The 17,372-nt window shown below is 44.2% G+C and carries 9 protein-coding genes; 1 reads left to right on the top strand and 8 read right to left on the bottom strand.

Annotation, left to right across the window (positions count from 1 at the left end; translation table 11 throughout):
- Positions 1–12: 12 nt before the first annotated feature.
- Entirely contained in the window at positions 13–3,147 is a 3,135-nt protein-coding gene (locus DXD04_RS00520; RefSeq protein WP_117670036.1) for a SusC/RagA family TonB-linked outer membrane protein, read from the bottom strand.
- A gap of 362 nt (positions 3,148–3,509) precedes the next feature.
- Here DXD04_RS00520 and DXD04_RS00515 point away from each other — a divergent pair, with 362 nt between their 5' ends.
- Complete coding sequence (locus DXD04_RS00515; RefSeq protein ID WP_117670035.1) at positions 3,510–7,613, top strand: hybrid sensor histidine kinase/response regulator transcription factor; 4,104 nt, start codon at positions 3,510–3,512, stop codon at positions 7,611–7,613.
- 199 nt (positions 7,614–7,812) lie between these two features.
- Here DXD04_RS00515 and secDF read toward each other — a convergent pair whose 3' ends face one another.
- From secDF to lepB, 7 genes are all read right to left on the bottom strand, one after another.
- A complete protein-coding gene (gene secDF, locus DXD04_RS00510; protein WP_117670034.1) occupies positions 7,813–10,806 on the bottom strand; it encodes a protein translocase subunit SecDF in 2,994 nt (997 codons plus the stop codon).
- 205 nt (positions 10,807–11,011) lie between these two features.
- Positions 11,012–13,105, bottom strand: coding sequence for a M3 family metallopeptidase (locus tag DXD04_RS00505; protein WP_117670033.1), 2,094 nt, complete (start codon positions 13,103–13,105; stop codon positions 11,012–11,014).
- 18 nt (positions 13,106–13,123) lie between these two features.
- Entirely contained in the window at positions 13,124–14,182 is a 1,059-nt protein-coding gene (locus DXD04_RS00500; RefSeq protein ID WP_117670031.1) for an endonuclease/exonuclease/phosphatase family protein, read from the bottom strand.
- On the bottom strand, positions 14,179–15,072 hold the full coding sequence (locus tag DXD04_RS00495) for a rhomboid family protein (protein WP_117670029.1): 894 nt from the start codon (positions 15,070–15,072) through the stop codon (positions 14,179–14,181). Before DXD04_RS00495 ends, DXD04_RS00500 begins: the two co-directional genes overlap by 4 nt.
- Positions 15,047–15,721: a rhomboid family intramembrane serine protease gene (locus DXD04_RS00490; protein ID WP_117670028.1), complete on the bottom strand. Its 675-nt coding sequence runs from the start codon at positions 15,719–15,721 to the stop codon at positions 15,047–15,049. The genes DXD04_RS00495 and DXD04_RS00490 overlap by 26 nt, the downstream gene beginning before the upstream one ends.
- A 66-nt stretch (positions 15,722–15,787) precedes the next feature.
- Entirely contained in the window at positions 15,788–16,438 is a 651-nt protein-coding gene (locus tag DXD04_RS00485) for a WbqC family protein (RefSeq protein WP_117670026.1), read from the bottom strand.
- Between the two features lie 16 nt (positions 16,439–16,454).
- Positions 16,455–17,372, bottom strand: a complete 918-nt coding sequence (gene lepB, locus DXD04_RS00480; protein ID WP_117670024.1) for a signal peptidase I — start codon at positions 17,370–17,372, stop codon at positions 16,455–16,457.

The raw sequence follows: 17,372 nt of genomic DNA, 5'->3' as shown, positions 1-17,372 counted from the left end.
AATGATTGTTTTTTAGAATGTAACATTAAATCCAACAAGGAAAGTACGCTGCTGAGGATATACAACAGCTGCGGCAGCTGTAATTTCCGGGTCAATGCCATACTGATGTACATTATCAAATGAACACAGATTAGACACACTACCATAAATACGTACCTTCTGTGCATGAATCGGCTTCAGCATCCAGGTCGGTAAGCTGTATCCGATTTCCAGATTTGAGATACGCAAATAATGTACATTATGTAACCAAAAATCACTATTCTTATTATTGTAAGCAAATTCACCGTTACGGATTGCCGGATAACGTCCAGGAACCCATTCACTTTCCGGATCATAAAGATCCAAGCGATGCCAACGGTCTTCCAGCAAATAAGCTGGAGAGTTACCACCGTTATGATATGCATTGGTCAACTCATAGTTCTGTCTCCATCCCTGCATAGCACCTCCAGAGAAATCAATATTCAAATCGATTCCTTTCCATTCCAATCCGATATTACCACCAAAAGAAAGAATTGGAGCCCAGCCTTCAGGGAAACCGATAGGACGTTCATCCATACCGTTAATTACACCATCATTGTTCACGTCTTTATAGATAAGGTCACCCGGTAACAATGTGGTATTACCTTGTCCATCCAAGTTTACTGGATAATTCTTGATTTCTTCTTCAGACTGGAACTGTCCGATAACTTGATATCCCCAATAAATACCTCCCCAGCGGTCTTCAGAAGAGTTCCGGTATTCATCCCAAGAGTTGCTGAATCTCGGCTTGTATGACTCAATATTTCTGTAACGAGAGAAAGTAATGTTACCGCTTACTCTATAGTTGAAATCACCAATGTGGTCTGTCCAAGTGGCCATTGCTTCAGTACCAACATATGCCTGCTTGTTCAGGTTTTCGTTCGGCAAGGAATATCCTACTTCACTCGGTAACAATACGTCGTAACGTGCTGCCGGAACCCCTGTAATATCTTTACGGAACGCATCTGCACTGATTGTCAAACGGTTACCAAACATAGTCAAGTCAAAACCAATGTTCTTTGTAGTATTCTTCGTCCATGACAAGTTTGTTACAGGCAAACCTCTCTGATTCAATCCAGTTACATATTCTCCATCCAGAACGGCACTTCCCTGATTCCAGTTATAACCGCTCAGATAACCGAATAAAGATACTCCACTTTCTGTACCAGTCTGACCAATAGATGCACGAATCTTCAAATCATCTACTACTGATTTCAAAGGAGCAAAGAAGTTTTCTTCTGAGATTCTCCATCCGATAGAAGCTCCAGGGAAGAATCCCCAACGCTGACTGGGAGCATAAAGATAAGAACCATCATAACGGGCTAACAATTCAACCAGGTACTTATGAGCATAATCATAGTTTACACGAGCCAGCCAACCAGCACGGGCCTCATAGCTCCATTCATCACCAAAACTGTTGATTTCATCCATCTGCAGCAACGGCAAATAGTCTGTAGAAGGTTCAGTTCCGTAAGTTTTCTTGCTCCAATCATAATCAGAAGCTTCATAACCTAATACTGCAGAAATATTATGATCCTTTATCTGCTTATTATAGTTCAACTGCAACTGCATGTAACGGGTCGGCACGCTACGGTCAATTTGCAATCTCCAGCGACCTGCTGCATTAGTACCATTATAAGTATCAGAGGCTTCATCATAAGTATAAATCTGATATGCATACTGGTAACCGTCAAAACGGCTGTTAGTATAACCATAAGAGAATGTAGCCTTTGCTGTCAATCCAAAACCGAAATCATACTGAGCGTATGCATTGATATTTGCGTAACGAGTCATGCTATCTTTATAACCGGCAATGTCACGTCTGAATGCAGCCGGGTTATATCCGTTACGATAAGAGTCAATATTTCTGATATAATTAGGATTATCATTTGCATACGGGCTATCAATAGGACGCATTTTAAATACTGCCAAGATTGCAGAGTAATAACCGTCACCACCAGGCAGACCAACATCGTTTGTTTTTTCATATCGTCCACTTACCTGTGCACCGATAGTAAACCGATTGGTAATTTTTGTATCCAGGTTTAACTGGAAGTTAGTACGCTGATAATTAAAATCAGGCATCATGGCTTCCTGACTTGTATGCGCTACAGAAAGATAATAATTAGTTCTTTCAGAACCACCGGTCACACTTGCATTTACATGATACTGCGGTACATTTTTTCTCATGATCATGTCATAATAATCATAGCTTTTATAGCCCTTTTCTGTTCCAGCAGCCCATTTAGCCAGTTCTTCTTTTGTATACACTGAGTTTGGATCTTCTCCTCTATTCTGAGCAGCTTCGGCCAAACCTCTTGTATATTGTTCAGCATTTGCAAGCTCAGGGAAGCGAGTCAAATTCTGCCAGCCATAATATCCGTTTACATTGATGCTGACTTTTTCGTTCTTCTTACCTTTTTTTGTAGTTACCAATACAACACCATTTGAAGCTCGCAAACCGTAAATTGCTGCAGAAGCATCTTTCAATACGGTAATGCTTTCAATATCCTCAATATTTAAGGAGTTAAAAACATCATTTCCTGATACTTCTGAATTGACCAACCAGTCATTTCCGGTGTTACCACCATACGGAATACCATCAATTACATACAAAGGAGCACCCATGTTACGTATCTCCAAACTGATTCCTTTACCAGGACGGGCATCTTTTGCACGAGTTGAGATACCTGCAATCTTACCGGAAAGCGCTCCGGCTGTAGTGGTAGATACCGAACGTGTCAATGATTCAGACTTCACGTCACTGATCGCACCGGTCAGGCTTTTTCGATTTTGTGTACCGTAACCTACAACCACAACTTCATCCAAAGTTTCTGTGTCTTCCTGTAGTATTACATTAATAGGTGATTTCCCCTTAATTGCAGCCTCAGCTGATTTATAACCAATAAAAGAAACCACAAGAGTACCGTCGGTGGAACCCACCTCCAGTGTGAAATTACCGTCAATGTCTGTGATTGTTCCAACTGTTGTTCCTTTCACTGTGACATTGGCTCCAATAATAGGTTCCCCGGTAGCGTCTGCTACGTGACCTGTAACTTGATTTTGTGCAAATGCTACTACAGACATGAGTAGCATAAAGCAGGATAATAAGAATTTTAAATTCCTCATAGGTTATTAGAGTTAATGAATGTGAACGCAAAGATATGTAAACAAGGAATAAAAATGAGTAAATAAATTATGCATTAATGAATAAGAAATGATGCAATGTAAGATTAATAACAGTTCAAAAAGAGCATTATCAAATAGATCTATCCTTATTTATAAAAGGATAAGAATCCGCAGTTTAATTGTATTTACTAAGCCATACAAACATACAAGAAGCCCTCTAAGCGCATTATGAGACGCTTGCCCACCTTACTTTGAATCACAAATCAATCATTAAACGATTTCATATCAATCATTCTCGTATCCAAAAGAATTTTATCCAATAAATATTAGTATTTTTGAATTCACCCTAATTTTAATAAAGCATGAAATACTTTTTTATCACATTCTATTTGTTCTTGTGCATTGCTGAAATATCTTCACAACCTTATACAATCAAAAAGTTGGGTTTAGAAAAAGGGTTATCCAACAATTATATCAATGACATTGTAGAAGATAAAAAAGGATACCTCTGGTTTGCCACAGAAGAAGGATTGAACAAATTAGAGGGAAATCATTTTACCAGTTTTTATAAGAAAAGCGGTAAAGTGCTAAATCTGACAGGAAACGAATTAAACTGCTTACTTGACGACCCGACAGAACCTATTTTATGGATTGGTACCCAAAGAAGCGGATTAAATGCATTTAATTATCAAACCAACCAACAAATAATCTATCAACATGACAAAAAAAATCCAAATAGCATTTGTACAAACGATATAACTGGCATATATCCCACCTCAGACGGGAATCTATGGATTACAACTTATTGGCAGGGAATTGACTATTTAGATAAAAAAACGGGGAAATTCACGCACTATAATCAAACGACTATACCTGAACTCCCAAGCAATACCGTATGGACCTTGTTAGATGATAATAAAGGCAATTTATACATAGGACACCATGCAGAAAATGGGATGAGTATACTTTCACTAAAGACCAAGAAGGTCAAAAACTTTACACACGACCCAAACAACAAGAAAACACTTCCCCACAACAATGTTCAATGTATATTCAAAGATAACACAGGTAATATCTGGGCAGGAACAGGAAGAGGACTGGCTCTTTTTAACCCTAATACAGAAGAGTTTATCTGGTTAGGAGAAAAAAATCCATCACTGTCACATCTCGTTTATGATATTCAGCAATTCAATGAGAACCAATTATGGGTAGCTACAGAACTGGGAGGTATTGCCATTATAGATCTTTCAAAAACCCTGTTCAATACGGCAGAAGAGATACATGTAATCCAAGCAGGAAATAATGAACATAATCTAAACAATTCAACCGTTCGTTGTTTATTTCAAGACTCTCATCAAAATATCTGGGCTGGAACCTGGGGAGGAGGCATCAACTTCCTCAGTTCGGATGGTGCTTTATTTAAGTCATTTAGCTATTCGCCCAATTCGCCAGAAAGCTCTCTCAGCACACAAATTGCCAGTGCTGTCTGTATCGATAAACAGGGATTATTATGGATTGGCACAGATGGAGGAGGAATTAATATATTGAAAGACGGACAAAGAATAGCCACCTACACAGAAGAAAGTGGACATCTTAGTGGGAATTCCGTACAAACTGCTCTATGCGACCAAAAAGGAAATCTTTGGTTTGGCATTTTCAACGGAGGAATAATGTATTATAACATACAGACTAAATCATTTCAGCAAATATTCCCAGAAAAAGAATCTACTCAGGATGTACGCTCGCTTTTCGAAGATAATAATGGCACTATATGGGTAGGAACAAGCAACGGCGTATTTCAAATAGACAGAGAGTCTAAAAAGATTCTTCAGCACATGAATGCCAATGCTCCTGACAATTTGGTCCGCTCGGTTATGAAAGACAAAAAAGGACAGATATGGGTAGGAAGTTTCGGAAGAGGAATATTTCTTTATGCTTCCAATGGTAAACGATTAAAAGAATTCAACACCTACCTAAACTTCCCATCCAACACCATCAACCAGATTTTTGAAGACTCAAAGGGATGTATATGGGCTGCAACAGGAGAAGGTCTTGTCCAAATCGAGAACAGTTCACCTTGGAAATATAAGGTCTACCAGCGCAATGAGGGATTGGCCAATACCTTTATCTGGGCCATTGAGGAAGATGAAAACCAGAATATCTGGTTCAGCACCAATCAGGGAATCAGCTGTTTTGTTCGAAATGAAGAAAATATCTACAATTACGATTTCAGGGACAATATTCCAATGGCAAGTTTCACCGGAAGAAGCGTCTGCAAGGGCAAAAATGGAGTTATGTATTTTGGCTCCACGAACGGGCTCTGCTACTTCACTCCCAGCTATATTCTGGAAAAGCGACAGGCTCCAAAAGCCATTATCGGAAAGATAACCGTTTTTGAACCTCTTGTTTCCGAAAACAGTAATGAAACCGAAATTTCTTTAATCAACAAAGAAAGTGTACGGTTAAAACACCTGCAAAACAATTTCAATATTTCATTCAGCATACAAGATTACTCACTGAATGAAAGAGTAGAATATGCCTATATGCTAAAAGGGCTGGAAAACTCCTGGTACACTGTAAAGGATCCTAACAACGTCACTTTCCGCAACCTACCCCCCGGAAAATATGAATTCATGATCAAGACTCGTATCCGAAACCAGGAATGGTCAGACGAAATATCATCCATAGAAATTATCATTGCTCCCCCACTCTGGCTTTCCTGGTGGGCTAAATTACTCTATGTAATTAGTGGTGTAGGTCTGCTTTTCACCGGACTATGGGCTTACAAACGCAAATTAAATTTAGAGTATTTATATGAATCCGAAAAGAAAAGTCATGAACAGGAACAAGAACTGAATGACGAACGTCTGCGGTTCTATACCAATATTACCCACGAACTGCGCACTCCGTTGACACTGATTTTAGGCCCATTGGAAGATTTGGTAAAAAGCAATACACTTTCCAGCAAAGACCATCATCGGATTTCTGTTATTCATCAGAGTGCCGTACGATTACTGAATCTGATAAACCAGATACTGGACTTCCGGAAGACAGAAACACAGAACAAGAGACTGTGTGTGACAAAAGGGAACCTGACCAGCGCGGTCTATGAAACCGGACTGAAATACAAGGAACTGAACAACAAGCCGGAGATTCAGATTCTGATAGAGGTGGAAGAGGAAAACATGGTGCTGTTCTTCGACAAGGAAGTCATCACCATGATTCTGGACAACCTGATTTCCAATGCGTTGAAATACACAGAAAAAGGATATATCCGTATCCGCGCCGAATGGGTTACGGAAAATGGCATACGCTATGCGCAACTGTCCGTAGAAGACACCGGCTATGGTATCGGACAGGACGCTTTGGCACATATCTTCGAACGCTATTATCAGGAGAGCGGAGAACATCAGGCTTCCGGAACAGGCATCGGACTGGCACTGGTGAAAAACCTGGTGAAGCTGCACGAAGGGGACATTCAAGTAAAGAGCCTGCCGGAAATCGGCACGACCTTCTATCTGCGCCTGCCGGCAGGCAATACCTATCCTCAAGCCCTGCACGGAGAAGATATACATACAGACAAGCAAGACGGAAAGGAAGAAGAGCCGATTGAGAAACAAGAAGTGGCAGATAAAGATAAAAATGCCCGCCCGATTATCCTGGTGGTGGAAGACAATGCCGACATACGCGACTACATTGCCGACTCGTTTACGGACTTATATGAGATAAAGACTGCTGCTAACGGAAAAGAAGGATTACAAATAGCCACAGATTGTATTCCGGATATTATCGTCAGTGACATTATGATGCCGGTAATGAATGGGGTTGTCATGTGTCAAAAGCTGAAAGCAGACATTCGTACCAGTCACATTCCGGTTATCCTATTAACGGCAAAAGACAGTATTACCGACAAGGAGGAAGGCTACCAGGCAGGAGCTGATTCTTATCTGACGAAGCCTTTCAGTGCCGGTCTGCTGCAAAGCCGCATCAGCAATTTGCTGACCCAGCGGCGACTTTTATCAGAGCGCTTTGCCATCCGTCCAGACAAACCGAAAAAACAAAGCATGGAGGAAAAGAGGGCCATTATCACGGAATCTATGAACAAGTTGGACAAGGAATTCCTAGATAAAATCACCAATACGATTACCGAAGGATTAGCTGCTGCAGAAAATATAGATATTACCGTACTTTCCAATGTGATGTGCATGAGCAGTTCCACACTCTATCGCAAGGTAAAGGCACTTACGGGTATGTCAACTAACGAGTATATCCGGAAAATCAAAATGCAGCTGGCTGAAAAGTATCTGTTGGAAGGAAAATATTCTATCTCTGAAATCGCATTCAAGGTAGGAATCAACAGTAACGTATACTTCCGTCAGTGCTTTAAAGAAGAGTTCGGCATGTCTGCTTCCGATTACTTGAAGCAACTGACAGGTAAATCTATTGATGAGAAAGTCGATGAATAATCAGCTATAAAAAACGTCCTTACGTTTGATTCAAAACACAAGTACATTTGAATCAAAACGCAAGGACGTTTCAAAGCAAACGCTTAGACGTTTTAATCCGAACGCCTAGGCGTTTTTTCATGCTCATAAACCACATCAAAAAAGCGGCCGCTTTCACGAGGAAAACAGCCGCTTTCAAACATTATATCAGATTTCTAATTTATTCTGCTTCACCAGCCTGTTTCGGCATCTTATGACCCATTGTCAGGTAAGCTACCGGAGCAGCTACGAACAATGAAGACAATGTACCGATTACTACACCCAGAATCATAGCGAATGCGAAGCTGCGGATGCTGTCGCCACCCAGAATGAAGATACTCAGCAACACAATCAAGGTACTGAAAGAAGTGTTGATGGTACGACTCAAAGTGGTGTTCAGCGAATCGTTGAACAATTGCGTACGGTCACGTTTCGGATACAAGCCGATGAACTCACGCACACGGTCGAAGATAACCACCTTATCATTGATAGAATAACCGATTGCAGTCAGGATGGCTCCGATGAATGTCTGGTCTATTTCCAGAGAGAACGGCATCCATCCGTGACACAAGGAGTATGCTCCGATAATCAGCACAGTATCTACCGTCAATGCAACCGTAGCACCAATACTGAAGGCAATGTTGTTGAAACGAACCAAGATATACAGACCAATGGCAATCAAGGCCAGTACCACTGACCATACGGCGGAAGTCTTAATATCGTCGGCAATGCTGGGACCTACCTTCTGGGAACTGATGATAGAACCTCCGGCACGGTTATCGCGGTCGATGAAGATTTCCAGTGTGGTACCTTCTCCCAACAGGTTACCTTCCTTCAACGCATTGTAAAGGAACTCTTCGATTTCGGCATCGATTGTAGGAGAGTCTTCGTTGATACGGTAGTTGGTAGTCACACGGATTGTCTTACCGTCTGTACCCAAAGCAATAGCCTGCACGTTTGCATCACCCACTTTCGGCTGCAGCAAGCTACGTACAGTTTCCGGCTGTACAACCTGTTCAAACTGAACCACGAAGTTACGTCCACCGGTGAAGTCGATACTCTGTGCAAGACCACGTACAAAGAATGAAATGATACATACTACGATGACAACTCCCCAGATAGTAAACGAACGTTTCGTAATACCCATGAAGTTATAGTGTACATTCTGCATCAGGTTCTTTGAAATACCTGTAGTGAATGTCAGGTGCAGCCATTTGTCCTTGTTCATGAAGTGTTCGTAAACCAGACGAGTCAAGAACACAGCTGAGAAGAATGAGCAGAGGATACCGATAATCAAGGTAGTGGCAAAACCACGGATAGGACCAGTACCGAAGTTAAACAGGATGATACCTGTAATGATAGAAGTCAGGTTCGAGTCGAAGATGGCAGAGAAGGCATTCTTGTAACCTTCGGCCAGGGCCTGCTTGGTTCCCTTTCCTGCACGAAGCTCTTCTTTCGTACGTTCGTAAATCAATACGTTCGCATCCACGGCCATACCCAGTGACAATACCATACCGGCGATACCGGACATCGTCAAGGCAGCCTGGAATGACGAGAGGATACCCAGCGTGAAGAAGAAGTTGATGAACAGCGCACCGTTCGCCACCATACCCGGAATGAGTCCGTACATCACGCACATATAAAGCATCAGGGCAATCAGAGCCACGATGAAAGACACAATACCCTGGTTAATAGATTCCTGACCCAGAGACGGACCCACGATGTCTTCCTGTACGATGCGTGCAGGAGCAGGCATCTTACCGGATTTCAATACGTTGGCCAAGTCTTTCGTCACTTCCGGAGTAAAGTTACCGGTAATCTGCGAGTTTCCTCCGGTGATTTCAGAGTTCACACGCGGAGCACTGTACACGTATCCGTCCAATACGATGGCGATTTCCCGGCCAATGTTCTTCTTGGTCAGGGCAGCCCAGCGGCGGGCACCTTCCGTATTCATGGACATGCTTACGCAAGGCTTGTTGAACTGGTCGTATTCATCTCTTGCGTCAGTCACCACATCACCTTCCAGCGGTGCACGGCCGTTACGTTCTGTAGACTTGATAGCATACAATTCGAAGATACGTCCTGTCTTGTCCATATCCGAGGCTTTCACGCCCCACATCAGTTTCAGGTCGCGCGGCAGGATTTCCTTCACGGCCTTCATATCCAGAATACGGTTTACGTCGGCAGTATCCTTATAGTCTGCATATCCGACGATGCAACCTACTCCGCTCTGGTTCAGCTGCAATACGGCCAGCAACGGATGTTCTTTCTTCAGTGCTTCGATATTCGCACTGGAAGCGGCAGCGGTTTCGCCCTTCAATGCGGCAGCCAGACTGTCTTTGGCAGACACTGCTGAAGTCTGGGCTACAGCGGCCGTATCAGCTTCCACCTTTGCCGAATCAGCCGGAGTTTCCACATTCAGCAAACCACGAGCACGGTTGTCGGCAGAAGCCAGTACCGGAACGATGTCCTTTGCTTCGAATGTTTCCCAGAATTCCAGGTTAGCAGAACCCTGCAAAAGTTTTCTCACACGTTCGGGTTCCTTGATACCCGGCAATTCTACCATGATACGGCCCATCTTACCTTCCAGTGTCTGGATGTTCGGCTGAGCTACACCAAAACGGTCAATACGTGTACGCAAAACATTGAATGAGTTATCAACAGCAGCACTTACCTCTTCACGTAATACTTTTTCTACTTCAGCGTCAGTACTACGGGTATTTACTTTATCCTTCAACTGCTGAGTTGCAAAGAGTTCGGCAAGCTTGCCCTCCGGTGCCAGTTTCTTGTATTCTCTGATAAACAGCGTAATAAAGTCTTCCTGGCTGTTAATTTGCAATTTTGCAGCTTCCGCTACAGCTTTATTGAAAGCTTCATCCGGTTTGTTGTCGGCCAACGCCTTCACTACATCTGGTACAGAAACTTCCAGAATGACGTTCATACCACCTTTCAGGTCCAAACCCAACCCGATTTCCATCTCACGGCATTGTTTCAGCGTATAAATCCCCAACCACACCTTCTGATTCTGCATGGAATCCAGGTAATGTGCCGAACCTTTCGGGTCCTCAGCCGCCTTGTTCATCTGATAACGTGTAACGAATGAGAACGAAAGGTAAAAAGCACACGCAAGGGTCAGTAATACCGCAAAAACCTTTACAAATCCTTTGTTTTGCATGTTACTTTAGTTTATTATATTTACTTTTAAAATTTGATACGTTTATTCAAGGTTGCAAATATAGTTTTTTTTTCATTTATATGCGGAAAGGATTGTAAATATTTAAGGCTTAGAGCCTAAAAAAGGGAGTACAGCTTGCAAAAATGAAGCTATACTCCCTCTTTTAGTTATACTCTGTACAGATTTTCTCTGCTATCCGGACATTTTATTTCAATCCGCGAGTCTTCAGCAACGCATCCAGACTGGGTTCTGCCCCACGGAAGGTTACATACAGTTTCATCGGGTCGTCTGAACCACCTTTTTCCAGAATGTTCTTGCGGAAAGAGGTAGCAGTAGCCTGGTCGAACAAGCCATGTTCCTTAAACGCTTCAAAGGCATCTGTATCCAGACGTTCAGCCCAGATATAGCTATAATAACCAGCTGCATAACCACCCATGATGTGGTTGAAGTAAGTAGAACGATAACGAGGCGCAACCTGCGGGATCAGTCCCAATTTGTCCATCAGCTGTTTTTCAAACTGAAGCACGTCGAATCCTTCCATCGTAGTCAGACAGTGCATTTCCATATCCAGAATGGCAGCTGCCAACAGTTCTGTAGTCATAAAGCCCTGGTTGAACAATGCCTGATTTTCAATCTTGGCAATCAGAGAATCAGGAATAGCCTCACGAGTCTGGTAATGTTTGGCATACATTTTCAGCACTTCAGGTGATACAGCCCAGTGTTCCATAATCTGTGAAGGAAGTTCCACGAAATCCTGAGCTACAGAAGTACCAGACACACCTTTATACTTGCACTGAGTCAGCAATCCGTGCAAAGCATGTCCGAACTCATGATACATGGTGCGTGCTTCATCGATTGTCAGCAAGGAAGGAAGGTCACCAGCCGGTTTGGTAAAGCTGGCCACATTATAAATCAACGGACGAACCCCTTCCTGCTGTTCACGGAAGTTACTCATCCAGGCACCGCTCCGTTTGCTGGCACGAGGCATGTAGTCGCTATAGAACACGCCCAACAATGAATCGTCTGCATCCTTCACAATATAAGTCTTCACATCCTTATTATATACAGAAATAGAATCACAAGGAGTCAAGGTAATGCCATACAACTTGTTGACCACCGTACACAGTCCATTGTGCACATCTTCCTGACTGAAATAAGGCTTGATGGCATCTTCATTCAAATCATATTTCTCCTGGCGAAGCTTTTCTGCATAATACCACCAGTCCCATGCTTCCAGTTTCTCACCTTTTCCTTCACGGTCCATGATTTTCTGTAACTCAGCTGCTTCCGCTTTGGCATTCTTGATAGAATATTCCCACAAGCCATACAGCAGGTCAAGTGCATTTTTCGGGTTCTTCGCCATGTTGTCAGCCAACTGATACTCTGCGAAATTGTTGAATCCCATCAGCTGTGCCTTTTCCAGACGAAGAGCAAGCACCTTTTTCAGCACTTCCTTGTTGTCATTGGCATTGCCACGGTTACCCAGGCTGGTATATGCCTGATAGATATTCTTTCTCAGTTCACGGTTCTGAGCATACTGGAGCAACGGAGTACGGCTGGATTCCTGCAAAGTAAATACCCACTTACCGTCTTTTCCGTGTGCCTTGGCTTCCTGTGCAGCTCCTGCAATAACTGCATCCGGTAGACCAGCCAAATCTTCTTTCTTATCTACCACCAGCAGATAATCGTTGTTGTCGGCCAACACATGATTACCGAACTCAATGGTCAGTGTAGAAAGCTGCTTGTTGATTTCACGCAGACGTTCCTGCTTTTGTGCATCCAGTCCGGCACCAGAACGGATAAATTCCTTATAATATTTATCCAGCAGATAATGCTGTTCGGTGGTCAGCTGAATCTTTCCAGCCTCTTCCTGAGCATGAACAGCAGCCACTCTCTTATACAGCTCCTGATTCAGGAAAATATTATCACTGTGTTCAGACAGCATCGGCGCAATCTTTGCTTCCAGCGCCATCATTTCGTCATTGGTATCTGCTTCTGTCAAAGCAAAGAACACACCGCTCACACGAGCCAGAATCTCCCCGCTATTATCCAATGCCACAATCGTATTCTCAAAACTCGGTTCCTCCGGGTTCTCTACAATGGCTTTGATTTCCCCATTCTGCTGCTCAATGCCTTTCAAGAAAGCCGGTTCATAATGTTCCACCTTGATACGGTCAAAGTCCGGTGTTCCATAAGGGGTCTCAAACTCTGACAGGAACGGATTGCCCGTATCTGCCGCCTGCTGACCGCAGGCACATACCATACAACTCATAGCTGCTGCAAAAATTAAATTCTTCATCTTCTATTTATTATCAGGTTATAACTTCTCTACCAAACACCACAACGGATAATGGTCGGATGCTGAAATGGAATTGTCCACACGGCATTTCAATACTTTAAATCCTTTGTTCACAAACAAATGGTCAATGCGGAAATACAGAAAATTCCGGTTATACGAGAATCCCGGTCCCCAGCCGGCTTCACGATAAGCATCTGTCAATCCTTTTCCGATGGTGTGATGCGCATACGAAATAGGAGAATCATTGAAATCACCGCATACCAGCAGATACTTACCTGACTGCCGGGAGATGGCCTGTGCCACCGAATCAGCCTGCGGTCCACGGATGGCCACGGCATCAGCTAATTTATGCAACAGGTATTTACTGTCCGATTTCACGTTCTGTTCTTCAGGCGATTTCAGCAATCCCTCGTATACTTCCTTATCATGCGCATCCAGTTTATTCGATTCCAGATGATTGCATATCAACGTCAGTGTATCCCCTTTTATGTTTAGCCGAAGTAAAAAACTGGCATTACTCCCACTTTCATAAGGAATCTGTTCTACCGAGAGAATCGGGAATCGCGACAGGCAAGCCATCCCATTTCCGTTAGACGCTTTCAGCAACTTTCTGTAAGGATACATAGGGAAAACCTTCCTAGTCTCTTGAGCATCCCACTGATACTCCTGCAGACAAACCACGTCTGCATCACTTTCCTGAATATAATGTTGCACGGGACGAGATTCATTTTCCGCATCTCCGTACATATTCATAACGTTGTAGGTCAGAAATTTCAGTACATCCCCGTCCGTAGGTTCTTCCCCTCCTCCAAACGGAGTATACGTCGCGACTGCCCCTCCTCCTGCCAGTAAGAGCAGCAAAGGAAGGCACATAAACTTCCATCCATGAAACAGCCCCACTACTGCAAGAACAATCAAAGCCAACAAGAAAAAGGGAAAAAACAACCCCGCACAAGCCAGCACCGGATGAGCCACCGGCGATAGAAGCGGACTGTAAGCACAGCACAAAAATCCGGTCCCGACAACCAGGTTTCCTAAAATAAAGACTCCTCTAAACGTATGTTTCCAAATACTCATTTCTTACTTGCATCAAATAAGCTTTTTTTCTCGTCATCCGTCAGACTGTTATAGCCCGACTTACGCAGTTTGTCCAGAATCCGGTCAATTTCTGCCTCACGTTCCTTTTTCCGGGCATTGTATTCATAATCTGCCTGACGTCCTCCGTAGTGCACCTTCATCTTGGGTTTACGCTTCACCGGACGTCGCAAGCCTGCAAACCAGTCGCACACCAGGTTTATCCATTTTGTGGCATCGTGGCCGCTCTGCAATCCTGCCGCAAACCACCATCCGGCCAGTGCTCCACCCAGATGTGCGATGTGCCCGCCTGCATTGTCAGAAGTCATGAACAGCAAATCAAGCACCACCATGAACAAAGCCACATATTTCAGACGCACCGTACCGATAAACAGGAACTGTACCGGATAATTCGGTTCACGTACACTTACCGCCACCACAATGGCCAACACAGAAGCCGAAGCACCCAGCAAATAGGAAGAATACACGGCATCCTGAAAATAAGGAAACACATTATATGCCAGCATATAAAGCAATCCGCCACAGATACCTCCCAGGAAATAAAGTCCGCGCAAGTGCTTCGACGAGAAAAAAGCCAGAGACAGACGACCGAACCAGAATAGCCACAGCATATTAAACAAGATGTGCAGCACACCGGCATGCATGAACATGTAAGTAATCAGGGTCCAGGGCCTACGGATAAAGACCTCCGTCCATGCCGGCAGTTCCAGATAGTTCATCCACGGTGAAGCAGACACATTGAATAAGGTCAGAAAAATCTGCACCAGTGTCACTGCCAGAAACACCGCTACGTTCACATACACCAGACGCAGCACAATGTCTCCCTGCTGGAACTTTCTTTTCAAATCAGTAATAAATCCGTCCGCCGCCATTTTTCTTTCTCCAATAAACAATCAGTATCAAGCCGAACAACATACCTCCCAGGTGAGCGAAATGGGCTACTCCATCGTTGCTTCCCAATCCTAAAAGCAGCTCCAGCACCGCATATCCAATCACAAAATACTTCGCCTTGATGGGCACCGGTATCGGGAATACAAACATCTGACTGTTGGGAAACAACATACCAAATGCCAGCAAAATGCCATACACCGCTCCCGAAGCACCTACGGTAGTCAGCTGGTTCAGGAACACATCCATAGGAATGATACCCAGTCCCGTATTGACCGAATCATAATTAGACCACACCGCCAGATACTCCACATACTGCACCAACTCCTGAATCAGGCCGGCGCCAATACCACAAATCAGGTAATACGTCAGGAAGCGTTTAGGTCCCCACACCTGTTCCAGCACCCGTCCGAACATCCATACCGCAAACATATTGAAGAAGATATGCGAGAAATTGGCATGCATGAACATGTAAGTGATAAGCTGCCCCAGGTTAAAATCCGAAGCCAGGAAAAAGTGAAGACCCAGCATATTTTCTATATCCACTCCGTATTTCCGGGCCACAAACATCCCGAAGAAACAGAGCACATTGATAATAAGCAGGTTTTTCGTTACTGTTGGAAGATTATTCATATTGTTAAATCATTGATTCAGTTACAAATGTACAACATAAAATCGGGTTTGAAGGAATATGTATCCTTAAATTTCATTGAACGCACGCACCGAGTCACGCAGCACCAGTAAGCTTTCCGGTCCCATATTGAACAGCAGGTCAATCACACTGAGATTAGGCAGAAAACCCAGCTTCTGGTCAAACACCTGATAATAAGGTTTAGGAAAGAATGCCTTGTCCGCCTCCCGATAATCCCGTTTGGGATGAATCAGTTCCCGGAAATCATCGGCACACTCCACTTCCGGCATGTATTCCTCGGTAGGTATCAGGCGAGGCTCCATGTCAATCTGCCGGCACACCCACTCACACAGCTCCAGGTTAAACTCGAACAGAAACTCATATTTCTGCTCAAAGAACCGGTGAAACTCATCTGCATAGTAATCAAAGAAAGGACTATGCTTGTAAGCGGCTACAAACGCATTCCAGTGCACATGCCGCCAGTTGCCATGGTCTGAAATACGTACATCCTTCATCACACACTTCAGGTCGTCACTCTTTTCCGTCGGAATGGTCAGTACCAACGGTCCGTCGGCCGATGCAATCACGCACCGGTTGCGGTAAGTCTGCTTCATGTAGTGGTCATAACGCTCCACACGTACCGAAGGATAAGCAAAAAGTTTGGTATAATATTCTACGGGAGCCAGATAGGCCGACCCCAAAATCACTTCATTCTTCATTCTTTCTTAGTTTATGTCATTGCACCCGCTGCCAGAAGCGCCCCTTCCGCGAAGAGTACCAGATGCGCCAAGCCTTCCCTATCAGGTGGTCCTCCGGCACGAACCCGAACAAGCGGGAATCACAAATATTCACCGGGTCATTGGAAGCCACCCAGTAATAATCCTTGCCAAACGTATAAGCCTCCACGGGCTTTCCCTTCACATACAACGTATCGTGACGAACCTCTGCAGGCTGGTGTTCATGCGCCACAATCGTATTGCAGAGCAAGGTCACATTCCAGGGATATACCTTCACCGGAACGCCTTTCGCCGGAATCACATACGGATGCACTTCCGTACGGTTCTTTTCATCCAGCGGAACCAGCGGAATCCGTCCCTCCAGTTTCTGCGAAATCAAGTAATATTCATATTGGCTGAAACTCCGTATATACCCCCCGTCGGAAGTATATCCGGCCAGCGTATTTCCTTTGATACCCAGCACCGACAGCACAGTCAGCATCAAGTCTTCCGAAGACACCGGATAAGCATACAGCGATTTGGCATCCGGGCTGAGCACCTCTCCGCCCACACAGTTCAGGTCGGCATCCAACATCAGCGTATCTCCCGGCGTGCCGATACAGCGACTGATGAACAGCTCTCTCCACTCTATTCCTTTCTCCACCTGCTGGGGATGAGGGTTATTGAACAAGAGAATATCCCCCTTCTCCGCACGCGAAGATGCCAGCCGATGATAGCCGAAAAGCGAACAAAAAGGCAAACGCAGCCCGTAGCTCCACTTGTTGACCAGAATCCGTTCTCCCTGATAAAGAGAATTTTCCATCCCGGAAGAAGGAATTACACAAGTCGTCACAAGCAGGGTCCGCACCAGCCATACGGTCAACACCGTCAGGCCGGCCGCTCTCAACCACCACCATCCGGACTTTCCTTTGTTCAT

This window comes from Phocaeicola plebeius (genome assembly GCF_003437535.1).
GTDB classification, from domain to species: domain Bacteria; phylum Bacteroidota; class Bacteroidia; order Bacteroidales; family Bacteroidaceae; genus Phocaeicola; species Phocaeicola plebeius_A.
Note: the sequence above shows the minus strand (reverse complement) of the source record. Positions and strands in the feature narration are given on the sequence as shown.